11 protein-coding genes are annotated in these 13,533 nt (G+C 46.1%); 5 read left to right on the forward strand and 6 right to left on the reverse strand.

Translation table 11 applies throughout. The annotated features are described in order from the left end of the window. Window positions 1-181: 181 nt before the first annotated feature. From Absy_RS00980 to Absy_RS00990, 3 genes are read right to left on the reverse strand one after another with little or no spacing between them, the layout of a single operon-like run. Complete coding sequence (locus Absy_RS00980; RefSeq protein WP_048852875.1) at window positions 182-775, reverse strand: alkylhydroperoxidase domain protein; 594 nt, start codon at window positions 773-775, stop codon at window positions 182-184. Window positions 776-778: 3 nt separating this feature from the next. Continuing rightward, window positions 779-1,408, reverse strand: coding sequence for a CMD domain protein (locus Absy_RS00985; protein ID WP_048852876.1), 630 nt, complete (start codon window positions 1,406-1,408; stop codon window positions 779-781). A 4-nt stretch (window positions 1,409-1,412) separates the two neighbouring features. Continuing rightward, window positions 1,413-2,438, reverse strand: a complete 1,026-nt coding sequence (locus Absy_RS00990; protein ID WP_048852877.1) for a putative FMN-dependent luciferase-like monooxygenase — start codon at window positions 2,436-2,438, stop codon at window positions 1,413-1,415. A gap of 385 nt (window positions 2,439-2,823) precedes the next feature. Between Absy_RS00990 and Absy_RS00995 the strand changes: the two genes are divergently transcribed. Genes Absy_RS00995 through Absy_RS01015 form a run of 5 tightly spaced genes read left to right on the forward strand, consistent with a single transcriptional unit; the run spans window position 2,824 to window position 10,286 of the window. Further along, a complete protein-coding gene (locus tag Absy_RS00995) occupies window positions 2,824-5,244 on the forward strand; it encodes a TonB-dependent receptor plug domain-containing protein (protein ID WP_084596774.1) in 2,421 nt (806 codons plus the stop codon). A 14-nt stretch (window positions 5,245-5,258) separates the two neighbouring features. After that, window positions 5,259-6,923, forward strand: coding sequence for a TIGR04028 family ABC transporter substrate-binding protein (locus tag Absy_RS01000; RefSeq protein ID WP_245614649.1), 1,665 nt, complete (start codon window positions 5,259-5,261; stop codon window positions 6,921-6,923). Between the two features lie 16 nt (window positions 6,924-6,939). Further along, window positions 6,940-7,899, forward strand: a complete 960-nt coding sequence (locus Absy_RS01005; RefSeq protein ID WP_048852878.1) for an ABC transporter permease — start codon at window positions 6,940-6,942, stop codon at window positions 7,897-7,899. Then, window positions 7,900-8,697: an ABC transporter permease gene (locus Absy_RS01010; RefSeq protein ID WP_048852879.1), complete on the forward strand. Its 798-nt coding sequence runs from the start codon at window positions 7,900-7,902 to the stop codon at window positions 8,695-8,697. Then, window positions 8,694-10,286: an ATP-binding cassette domain-containing protein gene (locus Absy_RS01015; RefSeq protein WP_048852880.1), complete on the forward strand. Its 1,593-nt coding sequence runs from the start codon at window positions 8,694-8,696 to the stop codon at window positions 10,284-10,286. The genes Absy_RS01010 and Absy_RS01015 overlap by 4 nt, the downstream gene beginning before the upstream one ends. Window positions 10,287-10,561: 275 nt before the next feature. Here Absy_RS01015 and Absy_RS01020 read toward each other — a convergent pair whose 3' ends face one another. Genes Absy_RS01020 through Absy_RS01030 form a run of 3 tightly spaced genes read right to left on the reverse strand, consistent with a single transcriptional unit; the run spans window position 10,562 to window position 13,530 of the window. Beyond that, window positions 10,562-11,518 carry an isopenicillin N synthase family dioxygenase gene (locus Absy_RS01020; RefSeq protein WP_048852881.1) on the reverse strand — a complete coding sequence of 319 codons (957 nt, stop codon included), beginning with the start codon at window positions 11,516-11,518 and terminating at the stop codon, window positions 10,562-10,564. Window positions 11,519-11,560: 42 nt separating this feature from the next. Continuing rightward, window positions 11,561-12,127, reverse strand: coding sequence for a HutD family protein (locus Absy_RS01025; RefSeq protein WP_158319831.1), 567 nt, complete (start codon window positions 12,125-12,127; stop codon window positions 11,561-11,563). A 17-nt stretch (window positions 12,128-12,144) separates the two neighbouring features. Next, on the reverse strand, window positions 12,145-13,530 hold the full coding sequence (locus tag Absy_RS01030) for an FAD-binding oxidoreductase (RefSeq protein ID WP_048852883.1): 1,386 nt from the start codon (window positions 13,528-13,530) through the stop codon (window positions 12,145-12,147). Window positions 13,531-13,533: the final 3 nt, after the last annotated feature.

The following is a 13,533-nucleotide window of genomic DNA, read 5'->3' on the forward strand; positions in this document are numbered from 1 at the left end:
CATGGTCTGCCTCTCTCGTTGAATCTTTAATCCGCAGAAAGCCTAGATTAAGTTTTACAACGTCGTGTAACGATATTACGCGTGAACTCTTTATTATTCCGAGACGATTGAAAGTGTAAAATTATTATGAATATTCCATGAATGTCAGTAAGTGAAATATTCAGATAATTGATTACATTTTTCAAAAATATGTAGCCTCACCTAAAGACAGCATAAGACGATTGGCCCAATTGAAAAATGCTGATGCTTGAATGAGATCCAGTATTTCTTCATCAGAAAATCCAGATGTTTTCAGTTCAATAATATTGTTCTCATCAAACTTATTTTCACTTTCTGTTAAAGTTACTGCTGCCTGTACAATATCTTTATTCCGTTCCTCAAATTTAGAATCTATTCCGTGATCCAGAAGATTTTTTATATCTGTATCATCCTTAGAAAACTGTACAGAAAACCGGGCATGAACAGACGCACAATAAATGCAGCCATTATACCGTGATACTGCAGCAGCAGCCAATTCCCGCTCTGCTCTAGGCAGACCACCCGCAGAATAGAAAATGTCTTTATCCAGGCGCGTTCTCGCCCCCAGAACATCGGGATCACGCGCAAGTAGACGGAAATATGTAGATTTAGAACGCGCCTGATCTACAAGTCCACGATAGTGCTGCGGTGTCAAATCCTCAGGCTCCAATGGTGCAATCCACGGAAGCCAGTCCAATTGACTGACAGTAAACGTGTTGACTGATTTACTATTGGGGTAGGAGAGAATATTGATCATTATTTATACGCTTTCTGTTGTTCGTGAAGACGACTGAGCAACAAGCGCTGCAAAACCAGCAACAATGCGGACCTGAAAGCTTAAAAAAGAAATGAGTTGAGATAAAACAACAATACCGTCTTCATCCCATACGGCAGAAGCGAGGTGGCTTAGCCCTGTCGCGTTGGCATCCCGAGGATGAGTGGCTAGAAGATGAGCGTGTTCCAAGGCTGCAATTAGGCGGGAACCAAAAATGCGCTCCTGCTCAGGAGTATGTTTCCAGATTTCTCCTGACACATCTTCCGCACTCAATGGGCCCGAGGGGTAAGAACCCCATGGACCATTAGCATCAATTTTCTGCAAAATCTGTGCCAGTTCATGCTCCCATACAGGAGATACGCTTTGCAAGAGTGCGCGATAATGGCTTTGTGTTGCGGGTTCCTTATAAAGGCCGGCTACAAAAGCCGCAATCAGGCGGCGTTCATCCAAGCTGACTGGTCCAGGCGTCTGCGGGTACAGCAAAAGCTGGTAGCTCAGTTCGGCCTGTTCACGAGCAACGGCTCGACGCTGATAGTTTTTTGCAACAGCACTGCCCGGAATAATCCCTGCAAGTTGTTCGATAATGGTTTGTGCGGCTTGAACTTGTTCTGGCATAATTTTAAGCTTTCCTACGCAGGTCAGCACTGTTTGATGTTCCCCACCCCAAAGCTGGCGCAACCTGTGTTGCAAACAACTCCAGAGAGCGTAAAATAAAAGAATGTGGTGGATCCACAGAGTGGACCTGAATAGTCACTTCAGTTGCATGATCCAACGCGCGATCAGCAGACAAGGAGCGCACGACTTCTTCCGGTGTGCCTAAATGCACATCAAATGTGCGCAAAAGGCTTTCAACACTACTGTCATCAATCGTGTGGCCGCTGGCCCGGAATTTTTCCACCTGCCGCAACAACCCTGTACGCGCAAAATCCAACGCCTGAGATCGATCATCCGCGACAAATACGCTACGAGAAGCCATAATCCGTGGTGCGACATGTGCAGGCAGGTTTTTAAGATAAGCCTCTATCAGTGGAATCTGAATATCTGCAAGGCTGGCGTCCGTTCGTCCCTGCGGACGCGGTTGGGTGCGAGAAAGCATGAGTCCATCCCCAGCGGCTCCTGCCTTTTCTGCCCCTACGGCAGAAAAGGTAGCCTGCCAGCTCCGCAACTCCAAACCACGTCCAGCGGGCCACAGATGGTTTTGGCCAGGAAGCGCCTCCCCTTTCCAGGCAGCTTTAACAATCCCAAGATTACGATCCATCAATGCATGTCTTTGAGCAAATTGCTGCCCAAAAGCTTCGTATGAACGCGGGGTTCCCCCAGAGCCAAACCCGACTTCCAGCCGCCCATTGGACAAGATGTCTGTTACCACCGCATCTTCAGCGACCCGAACAGGATTTTCCATTGTCAGGGTTACAACACCTGTTCCCAGCCGAATACGCTGCGTGCGTGCGGCAACATAAGACAAAAAGGGGAAAAGTGCAGGCAATCCACCCTCATCCCCATGGAAATGATGCTGCGCAACCCATGCCGTATCAAATCCCAGAGCTTCTGCTTTGTTTATTTGCTCCGCAGCCAAAGCGTAACGCTCTTCCGCTGGAACATTATCCAGAAGTCTTGTAAAAAAACCTATTGTTTTTTGACTCATTACCAAAATCATCCAATGAATTAAAAAGTAAACAAAACACTGATTTTAAGTTTACTTATGTCATTTCCATGATCATCATTCCCACAACTTTAATAGAAATATTTTATCATCCTCAATACAACGCTCCCTCCCGCTCACCACGGAATGGAAAAGGACGCACCTAAATCATACACGCATTAAAACCATTAAAAATCGTAAAAACAACAAAAAACGTAAATTGATAAGATAATTTTTTTTCAACTTGACGAATCTGAAAATTTATAATTAACGACATTTATCGTAGTTAATTTGGATTTCCACATGTTTTTATCGTTTATATGTTGTTGTCACAAGCATGATCCCGCGACGAGGCAATTCGAATTTTTGATTACGGTCAGTAAACACAATGTCAAAACCAAAGAGAAATAGCCCCATTAAAGTTGGGTTAACCCTTGCGATTATCTTCCCATCATCAGCATTTTCTATTGTGGCACATGCGCGTTCAACGGCAGTATCTGCCGCTTCCGTGGAAGAACTAACTGTAAGCAAGGATGCAAACGATATCCCGTCAGTTTTTCGTACATCCACTCCTCGGCATAGCACAACGCGCGTCAGCATAATTAGCGGGGAAGACCTGCTTAAAACCGGACAGACAAACGTTATTAACGCTTTGCAGCAGGCATCACCCGAGATCAATGCTCCGCCAGGCGGTGGTGGCGGTGGATATTCAACAACCCCTACCCAGACTGTTATTCTACGCAATCTTAATGCGGATGAAACACTGGTGCTGGTCAATGGCGTGCGCCGACATGCCAGTGCATTAGGGAACTGGAACTACGGTCCAGCGCAAGGAACTGAGCCAGCCGATCTGAGCTTAATACCAATAAGCGCCATTGATCATGTTGAAATTATTACCGAGGGTGCAACCGCCCTATACGGGCAGGATGCCATCGGTGGCGCAGTGAACATTGTGCTCAAGAATGGCGCGCGCAATGGTGGTACTGCCAATGTACAAAATAGCGGATACTATAAAGGCGATGGTCAGGGAGTTACTGGCTATGGTGATATATCGCGCACTATTGGCACCAAAGGTGGCGGTATGGATCTGGCATGGCAGGTGCAAAACCAGCTTCCCACGCACCGGGATGGTATTAATCCCTCATTAGGTGATGTTAATCGCATTGAAGGGGTTAGCCGGACACTGTCCGAACTTTTCGCTTTTAACGGACATATGCCCATTACCCGCTCGATCCGGGCTTACCTGACTGCAACACTCGCACACCGTGTAACTGATCGCGTAGGATTTGTACGTGGAGCAAACAACATAAACAACGTTCAGTCTTTACACCCCAACGGGTTTGAACCCATTGAATCTTTTGATGAAATGGATTTTCAAGTCAATGGTGGTTTACGTGGCACATTAGGGGCGGGTGTCGCATGGAATACATATGCGTCCTTTGGTCGCGAACAGGTAAACCAAAGCGCTTATGATGACAATAACCCGACTTTTGGCCCAGAAAGCCAGACACGCTTCAATATGGGCAAAATTATTAATACCGAGCTGATCGGCGGCATTAAATTCTCTAAAAATTTTACCATTCCTACTCTTTCAAAACCCGCGGCTTTGGAATGGGGATTGGAATACCGCCATAATACCTATCAGATTGGCGCTGGTGATTATCAGTCATGGGCAACTGGCCCCTATTACAATGGTTTAAATTCTCCTGGTTCTACCGGATATAATGGCTTTCAGCCTTCCAACGCCGGAAACTGGTCTCGTGATATTTTTGATGGTCATGTGGGACTGGATTTTTTTGTTACCCCCAAGTGGGAATGGACACTGGGGGGCCACGTTGTCAATTACTCTGATACGGTAACAGCACCGACTGGCTCAATTGGTACACGTTATAATTTTACAAAAACTTTTGCCATTCATGCAAACGTTAACACGGGCTACCGCCCTCCCACTTTGGGCGCGATTCACTATGATGCCATATCATCCGGTCCCGGTTACACAACCGTCAACCTGTCCGAAACAAGCGAAGTTGCACGTCTTTTGGGAGCGCACGCGCCTAAAGGGGAATATTCACGCAGTTACAGCATTGGGCTGGACTACCGGCCAATACCAAGCCTGCAATTAACGCTGGATGCTTACCGGATCGATATTAACGACCGGATCGAAAGCACGAGTGCATTTACAGGCTCAACCATGGCTGCCTATCTGGCATCCAAAGGGGTTGGCGATAACATTACTTACGCCAGTTATATGACCAACATCGGTAACACGACCACCAACGGCTTTACAGCCAAAGTGACTTATAAATTCCCTATTAAACCCGCTTATGGTGAACTGGTCGGTTCTGCCCAGATTAACGCAGCCGATACCGAATTAACCCATTATGCAGATACACCGGCGATCCTGACCTCTCTTGGACAAAGCTATTTTTCCAAGGCAGCAGAAACGGAGCTGCTTCGCTCCTCCCCTAAAAACAAGGAATCTTTCTCTCTTAACTGGACCAAAGGTCGCTTTAGCGTATTTGTGCAAGAGCAACGCTACGCCGGAGTTGCATGGTTGGTTTACCAGAGTGACCCAAGTAGTTACTGGACGCATGTCCGCCCTCAAGTCATTACCAATCTGGAAGTGTCAGCCAAGCTAGGTCATGGTTTTACCGCTACGCTTGGCGCAAATAACCTGTTCAACAAATATCCAACACATACAAATCACAAAGCACTGCAGGAAAGCAGTGGTGTTTTTGCTTACCCTATGACAGCTCCCGGTGGTTATGAGGGCGGATATTACTACGCCCGCATGGGTTATACTTTTTAACAAAGATGAGTTTTATGTATTTTCAACGGCATATTTTTTCAGCCAAGCTCAGTATACCTTTAATGCTGGTGTGGAGCACCTTCTGTGTATCCCCCGCACTCTTCTGTGCCACGCCAGCACACGCGGAAATATCTGTTCACCATGGAGGTACTCTGCTGTATCTGGAAAAACAGGCACATAAATCTCTCTATCCACCAGCGGGAGGATTTTACCCTAATGGCGGCATTCTTGCCCAGATAACGGATAGATTGACATGGCAGAACACCCAGACACTTGCCATTGAACCATGGTTGGCAACATCTTGGCAGATCAATGCTGATAGTACCATTTATACGTTTGAATTGCGCTCAGGCATTACATTCTCAGACGGTACACCAGTTGATGCCGCGTCTATCGCGCTCAATTTTGATACTTACGGCAAAGGCAGCAAAGCCCTTCATCTCCCTCCATCAGAAGTTATCAATAATTACGATCATAGCGAAGTCGTAGGGCCACTAACGGTTCGCTTTTATTTTAGCAAACCATCGCCCGGGTTTTTACAAGGGACTTCCGTTATCGGCTCAGGCATTGTCTCTCCTCGCACATTACACATGCCGCTGGAGCAATGGGGAGAAGGACACAACATTATTGGATCTGGGCCATTTGTTGTGCAAGACGAAGTTCCGGGTAAATCCACTACCTTGCAAGCCCGGCACGATTATAACTGGGGACCAGGCGAACTTGCCCCCCAGGGCCCCGCAAAACTGGAACAGATACGCATTCTTGTGGTCCCCGAAGACAGCATACGCATTGGTGCTTTTTTGAGTGGTCAGGCGGATTTTATTCGTGAAGTTGAAGCCTATGATGAAAACCAGATAACCCGGAGTGGCAACCTGCTTTATGCTCCATCCACACGAGGTGTGAATGACAGTATCGTATTTCGTCCAGACAACGATAAGGTGGCAGACGTTCGTGTTCGGTTAGCGCTTCTACGTGCCACAGATCGGCAGGAAATACTGCACACCCTGTTTTCTCCTCGTTATCCACTCGCGCGGTCCATCCTTGCGGGAAACACACAAGGTTTTCAGGATCATAGCTCCGAACTTTATTACAGCCCAACCGAAGCAAAATATCTGCTGGACAAAGCAGGTTGGCTGCTTGCCTCTGATGGTTGGCGTTATAAAAATGGAAAAATTCTCTCTCTGGGCATTCATGTGTCTGCTCCGCATCCACAAAGCCGCAGCATGTTGGTGCTTCTGGCGCAACAATGGCGCAAAATTGGCGTTAAACTGAATATTCTTACTGGCAGCCCTGCCATGGTGGTGCTGGATGACCTTGATCCACAAACCACCCCACTTTATCAAGCAGAAGTTGGACGGGCAGATCCAGATGTGCTCAAAAGCGCTTATTATCCGACAAACCGCAATGTACTGTTACAAAAAGGTGGACAGAGCCAGCATGTCCAGCATTTTACTGACCCGGAATGCAACCAGCTATTACTGGCCGTAGCATCAGAAACAGATCCGCTCCGTCGTTTGAGGTATGTGGCAGATATACAGAGCTTAATCCTCAAAAACTCTTACAGTATTCCAATTTTTGAAGAACCACAGGTCTACGCAGGTTCCACTCATGTACATGATATGCGTTTTGAAGCTGTGGGACGACCAGTTTTCTACCGCGCATGGTTAGATACCCCTTAACAGGATGCACATTCCAATGACACGCTACCTGTTTACCCGGACCTTACATGCGATTTTTGTATTGTGGGGAGCTTTCACTCTTTCCTTTATTCTTCTTCAGGTCATGCCGGGAGACGCCGTTCTGGTCAAATTTCAAGATCCTGAACTCGGCCTTAACCCGCAACAGATTGCCGATATGCGTGCAACATACGGCGCTGATGAGTCTGCAATAACGCAATATATACATGTGCTCGGTCGCACCTTGCACGGTAATTTAGGTTATTCGATCGAAACCGGTCTGCCCGTCGGTCATATGCTACAGGCTGCTTACCCAACCACATTGCGGTTAGCAATAATCAGCTTTGCAGGAGCCATAATTCTTTCAATAACGTTTTGCACTCTGGCTCTTCTTCTTTCCGAGCATGTGACAGGCCGCTATATTGCAAGTTTTATTTCTGCCATACCGGGTATTACCAGTGGCATTCCGGTATTCTGGCTTGAAATTGTTGCCATTCAACTCGTTTCTTTCCACTGGAAGCTCATACCAGTCGTTGGACTTTCTGGCTGGAGCGCTGTCTTTCTACCAGGCTTGGCTCTGGCTATACCCATTTCTGCTCCGCTAGCTCAGGTTTTTATGACGACAGCAAAGCGTGTGCAGCAGTTGCCATTTATAGATGTTCTGCGTGCACGTGGCCTATCCCCGTTTCGGATACTATGCTCTCATATTATCCCCAATGCTTTCCCTCCAACGTTAACTGTAAGTGGGCTGGTATTCGGCGAAATTCTGGCTGGTGCAGTCGTTACCGAAACCGTATTCGGACTGGATGGGTTAGGACAACTGGCACAACAGGCTGTAGCCAGTCAGGACGTAGCAGTTCTTCAGGCTATTATTCTTATTTCTGTAGCCGGTTTTATATCGATCGGTTTGCTCAGTGAATTTATTCAGCCTCTGCTAGATCCACGGATCGGCCGGAATGGCCAGCAAAGGAAATATTAAATGCCTCACCATTTCACACCCCTAAAGCTGGTTGCGGCATTGCCGGTCATCCTACTTGGATTAGCAAGCTTATGGCCTTCTTTGCTTTGCGCTCAAAACCCGCTAACAGGTTTTCCCGCTGAATATTTATCTCCTCCTTCCATTAACCACTGGTTTGGTACAGATCAGTTTGGTCGGGATGTATTGGCACGCGTGGTTTATGGCAGTTTTTCCACGCTATCTTCGGCAATTCTGGCTGTTGGCATCAGCCTTCTATGGGCCATTCCTGCTGGACTGTTAGCCGGACTTGGCAGTGTGCATGTTGAACGTGCCATTCTTGCATGTGCTGACATTGTGCTCTCCATACCAGAAATATTTCTTTCTCTGAGCATCATTACCCTTATTGGCCCTGGCGCTGCTCATGTTGCACTTGCTGTTGGTGCCAGCCAGGCGGCAGGATTTGTACGTATGATTCATACTGAGGTCGCACGGATCAGAGCCAGTGAATATATCGAGTCTGCTGCTGGCATGGGAGCAACATTTAGCCAGATTATCCTGCGTCACGTACTGCCAAATAGCCTCAACCCTGCACTGGCTTTGGCCTCTCTTCGTTTAGGCACGGCCATTCTTGCAATTTCAACCATCTGTTTTTTGGGATATGGCCCACCACCACCATCTCCAGAATGGGGATTAATGATTACCGAAGGCCGTGATTATCTCTCCACTGCCTGGTGGATTACCACATTCCCCGGCCTTGCCATTATTTTTGCCGCATGGACGACTAACCTCGTCTCCCATGCAATCAGGAGACCGCTATGAACCAGAGATGCTTGAGTATTCGTAATCTGGACATATGCTATAAACGCCAGAATACAACGCATCATGCGCTCAACGATGTGTCTCTTGATCTTCATGCGGGTGAAATACTGGCTCTGGTAGGAGAATCAGGTTCTGGTAAATCTACTTTAGGCCGTTCTGTGCTTGGCCTTTTGCCAGCAGCAGCAAGATTACAGAGTGGCAGTATTCATCTTGGTACAAAAAATGTCACTCACCTTCCCGAACGCGAATGGAGATCTATTCGCGGGCAAAAAGTTGCACTTATTCCCCAAGATCCAGCTCATTCCCTCGACCCCGTGCGCACAATTGGTGCACAATTAGTCGAGGCTTTACATCCAGCAAGCACAAGCTTTCTGCTCAGGTATAATGCCAAAGCTGAAGCTGCTGCTCTACTGGATCAGATGGGTATTTCCCAACCTAAACAACGATTGGCACAATATCCACATGAACTTTCTGGAGGTATGAAGCAGCGTGTGCTTATCGCTGCCGCTATTGCCCAGCGTCCATCCCTTATTGTGGCCGATGAGCCGACAAGTGCTCTGGACGTTTCCGTTCAGGTGCAGATCATGACATTGCTGGCAAAACTTCGACGAGAATTAAATACAGCTATCCTTTTTATTACTCATGACCTTGCTCTTGCAAGTGAACATACTGATCGTGTTGCTGTTTTGCATAATGGTAAGATTTGCGAAATAGCTCCTACCAAACAGATTTTTCAGGCGCCACAAGCCTCCTATACGAAACGTTTGATTTCTGATCTACCTATTTTTCAAAAATCTCCAGAAAAAATACCATCGTCTTCACCTGATGTCATTACTGTCAAAAATCTTGGTTATACATATGCAAAGACTGCACATTCAGATCACCAACATACAATGCGAAATCTCTCTTTTTCTGTTTCAAAAGGTCGCACTTTGGGCATTGTTGGTGAATCCGGTTCTGGCAAAACGACACTCTTAAAGTGCTTATTAGGGCTGCTTACTCCACAAACCGGCAGTATCCGAATACTCAACCAATATCCGTCTCAATTGCAAGGCCAAGCTCTCCGTGATCTAAGGCGTAAGGTACAATTTGTTTACCAGAATCCTCATGTCTCTTTTGATCCGCGTTACACTGCACTGCAATCACTGGAAGAACCCTTGATTAACAGAGGAATTCAAAGTCGTTCACAACGCCAAAAAGCAATAAACGATGTTCTTTTTAAAGTGCATCTAGATGCAACATTACTGGAACGCCGGATTTCTGCTTTATCCGGTGGACAAGCCCAAAGGTTGGCTCTGGCACGCGCACTTCTGTGCCAACCCGAAATTCTTATTCTAGACGAAGTTGTCTCTGCGCTTGATGTCTCTATTCAGGCAGAAATTTTATCGCTTCTTGAACAGATACAGAATGATCTTAAATTAACTTATATTTTTGTTTCACACGATTTAACTGCAATCAAACGTCTAGCTCATGATGTTTTAATTCTAAAAAATGGAGAACAGGTTGAATACGGGAATACCAATCAAATTTTTCTAAAACCAAAAAATAAATATACAAAAAATTTAATAAACTCCATTCCAAAAATTTAAAATGCACCCAATGTTCATAATACAAAGAGATGATAGCATGTCCTACTTACTCAGACTGGCAGGGTAGCTATTGTCTTTGCAAGGTGACGCAGATAGATACCATTTTTCGGACTTCTGATTAAACTACGATCCTTCCTTTAAATGGAAAGGTTTTATGAGCAAGATCACGTTGAAACGATATTCAAATATATCCTGATCGAGGGTTACGCTGGAAGATATCCGGGGAGAGCAGACGCAGCGAGCATATCTCTCTCCCTTGATGATTATTAAGAGTTTTAGGCTGATTTTTTCTTTTGAGATTCACTAATACGTCTCATAATATAAGCCCCTGCGGTAACAGGTTCATAATGAGATGCTTCTGTTTCTGGTAAACCCAGATCACTTGGGTCAATAACTGCATCAAAGTCAGGGTCATAAAACGTAGCTATGGAAAAACGTTCTTTTCCTGATTTATTCAGCACGCGATGCATGTTTGAACGATATCTGTCATTGGACCAGCGACACAACAAGTCACCAATATTAATAACCAGTGTGTCTGGAATAGGCACTGCAGATACCCATTCATTCTGAAGGTTCTGAACTTCCAATCCACCGGTATCATCCTGCCATAATAACGTAATGCACCCATAATCAGTATGTGGCGCAACACCATAGGTTATGATTTCTGATTCAAAACGTGCTTCTGCGGGTGGGTACCAAATTGTTTGCGTTCTTTGTAGTGGATAATGATATTTTTTTTCGAAAAATTGACTTTCAAGATTCAACGAATGAGCAACAGCTTTCAACAGTATTTGTCCACATTCAGCAACAGCCTTGTAATAAGCTAAAAATGCATCCCTAAAAGCAGGGCGATCTTCAGGCCAAATATTTACTCCCTGCAGTTCATTCTTCGGTAGTTTTTGCTCAGATTCTGGAGAAAGTTCCGGTCCAATCTGATAAAACTCCTTATAGTCTGGCCGGGCTGCGCCATACATAATAGTACGATTTAGCGCATTAAATCCACGCACTGCCTGCTTAGGGCGATAACGTTCTTTTTCTGATAATGGTAAATGGAAAAAATCTAATGATTGTTTTTTTAACTCTTCGATACATTCAGTCGGAATACCATGATTTTTTATGTAACAAAACCCAGATGAAACAAACGCATCGTGAATTTTCTGTCCCACCAACGCATAATTACCAGTGTGGGCTGGAGCAAGATCAATAACGGGAATAAAGGTATCTTGCGTCATTTTTTATCTTCTCCTCTTTTAAAGCTTGAGATAATCAGAATTTTATATTCTGATACAATACAGAGAACTTCCTGTCTCTTTAGGTATGAAAGTAGTATCCGGCATATTCTCAGATGAACAATACCAAACACTTCCCCGTGAAACAAAGGAACATGTACCTTTGAATTGCATTGTCCAGCCCCCTGTTGAAGGAAACAGGAAGTAATCTCTTTTTTCTTGTTCATTGCTTTGAATAGAAAAAGAAGTTTGATGCAGAGCAAACTCTATATTTTTTTCCACACTTTCTGGACAACGTATCATCAGGTTAAGTGCTTGCACGGCTCCATTTGTGCATGACGACAGCACCTGATCTTCCCCACAAAACGTATATGGTTTGCAGCATGTTTCGAGCGTATGAAACCATGCTCCAGCTTTTTCGTGTAGCACAAGCGTGCCGGGACCAATCAGAGCAATTAACCGCTTCCAGCCTGCAAACGTGGAAAAAGGCGCATCGTGCAAAATATCTGCGACACTCAACCGCCACTCAGGTGGAGTATGCGCTCTATCCTCAGCAATAATGCGCGTTAATCCATGACCATTCCGCCATGCTACAGCGGCTGTATCTACCAAAAGCCGCTTTTGCCACATTAGTTAACCAACTCTGGCAACATTTTACCGGGATTAAGGATATTATTAGGATCAAAGGTAGCTTTAAGCATCCACATAACATCCAGGGCATCGCGCCCATGCTCTCGCTCCATGAACTCTTTTTTGCCCAATCCTACACCGTGCTCTCCGCTACAAGCGCCTCCTAGAGACAACGCCCGTCCCACTATTTTACGATCGAGTTCAAGCGCGCGTTCCAAGCCATTATCTTCTGGAGGCACAAGAATAACCGTATGAAAATTACCATCTCCAACATGGCCTACAATCGGGGCAATAAGACCTGATTCTTCAATATCGCGCTTACTGCCAGTAATAAGCTCCGTAAGAGCAGAGACAGGAACAACAGCGTCTGTTGCAATACCGCGATGGTGAGGACGATAAGCCAAACAGGCCCAAAAAACATTATGTCGAGCCTTCCAGAGTTCATTTCGATCCTCTGGGTTATTGCTCCACATAAATCCTTTGCCGTTGTGGTCTGCAACAATGGCCTCCATAGTTTCCACCTGTTCGCTTACCGCAGCAGGGGCACCATGGAATTCAAAAAACATTGTTGGTAAAACGTCATAGCCAGTCAATTTGGAATACTGGATACACGCATCCATCTGCACTTCATCCAGCAACTCCATACGCCCTATGGGCAGACCAAGCTGCATGGTGGTCACCGCAGTATTAACGGCATCTTCCAATCGATCAAACTGGCAGACTGCAGTAGCTATGGTTTCAGGCAAGCCATGCAGGCGTAATTGTACTTCCGTAATAATGCCAAGCGTGCCTTCCGACCCGACGAACAGACGGGTAAGATCATAACCCGTAGCGGATTTACGTACCCGTCCGCCTGTGCGGATAATGCGACCATCGGCCAACACAACTGTCAGACCTAATGCATTTTCTCGCATAGTACCGTAACGCACGGCCGCAGTACCAGACGCGCGTGTGGCACACATACCACCTAGAGTTGATTCTCCACCCGGATCAACAGGGAAAAACAACCCCGTGTCTCGTAGATAAGCATTCAACGCATGCCGCGTTACGCCAGCCTCGACCCTACAATCCAGATCTTCTGCATTCAACTCGACAATACGTGTCATACGGGAAAGGTCGAGGCTAATTCCATATTCGCTTGGAGTAACATGCCCTTCCAGAGAGGTGCCGCCACCAAACGCAACCACGGGCACCCCATACTGGTTACATGTTTTTAGGACAGCAGAAACCTCCTCTGTACTTTCCGCAAAAATGACTGCACCAGGCAAACACGCTGGCTGCCATCCCTCCCCATGTGCATGATGATCACGCACAGATTCTCCGCGAGAAATACGGTCCCCAAACACTTCAGATAAATGATTTAAAACACGTTCGAGTGCAGACATAAC

The organism is Acetobacter syzygii (assembly GCF_000964225.1).
GTDB lineage: Bacteria > Pseudomonadota > Alphaproteobacteria > Acetobacterales > Acetobacteraceae > Acetobacter > Acetobacter syzygii.

Excerpts from the sequence above, each read along its gene's own strand:
- Absy_RS00980 (WP_048852875.1), bottom strand. The coding sequence starts at position 775 with ATGATCAATATTCTCTCCTACCCCAATAGTAAATCAGTCAACACGTTT.
- Absy_RS01020 (WP_048852881.1), bottom strand. The coding sequence starts at position 11,518 with ATGACGCAAGATACCTTTATTCCCGTTATTGATCTTGCTCCAGCCCAC.
- Absy_RS01010 (WP_048852879.1), top strand. The coding sequence starts at position 7,900 with ATGCCTCACCATTTCACACCCCTAAAGCTGGTTGCGGCATTGCCGGTC.
- Absy_RS01000 (WP_245614649.1), top strand. The coding sequence starts at position 5,259 with ATGTATTTTCAACGGCATATTTTTTCAGCCAAGCTCAGTATACCTTTA.
- Absy_RS01015 (WP_048852880.1), top strand. The coding sequence starts at position 8,694 with ATGAACCAGAGATGCTTGAGTATTCGTAATCTGGACATATGCTATAAA.
- Absy_RS00995 (WP_084596774.1), top strand. The coding sequence starts at position 2,824 with ATGTCAAAACCAAAGAGAAATAGCCCCATTAAAGTTGGGTTAACCCTT.
- Absy_RS01005 (WP_048852878.1), top strand. The coding sequence starts at position 6,940 with ATGACACGCTACCTGTTTACCCGGACCTTACATGCGATTTTTGTATTG.
- Absy_RS00990 (WP_048852877.1), bottom strand. The coding sequence starts at position 2,438 with ATGAGTCAAAAAACAATAGGTTTTTTTACAAGACTTCTGGATAATGTT.
- Absy_RS00985 (WP_048852876.1), bottom strand. The coding sequence starts at position 1,408 with ATGCCAGAACAAGTTCAAGCCGCACAAACCATTATCGAACAACTTGCA.
- Absy_RS01030 (WP_048852883.1), bottom strand. The coding sequence starts at position 13,530 with ATGTCTGCACTCGAACGTGTTTTAAATCATTTATCTGAAGTGTTTGGG.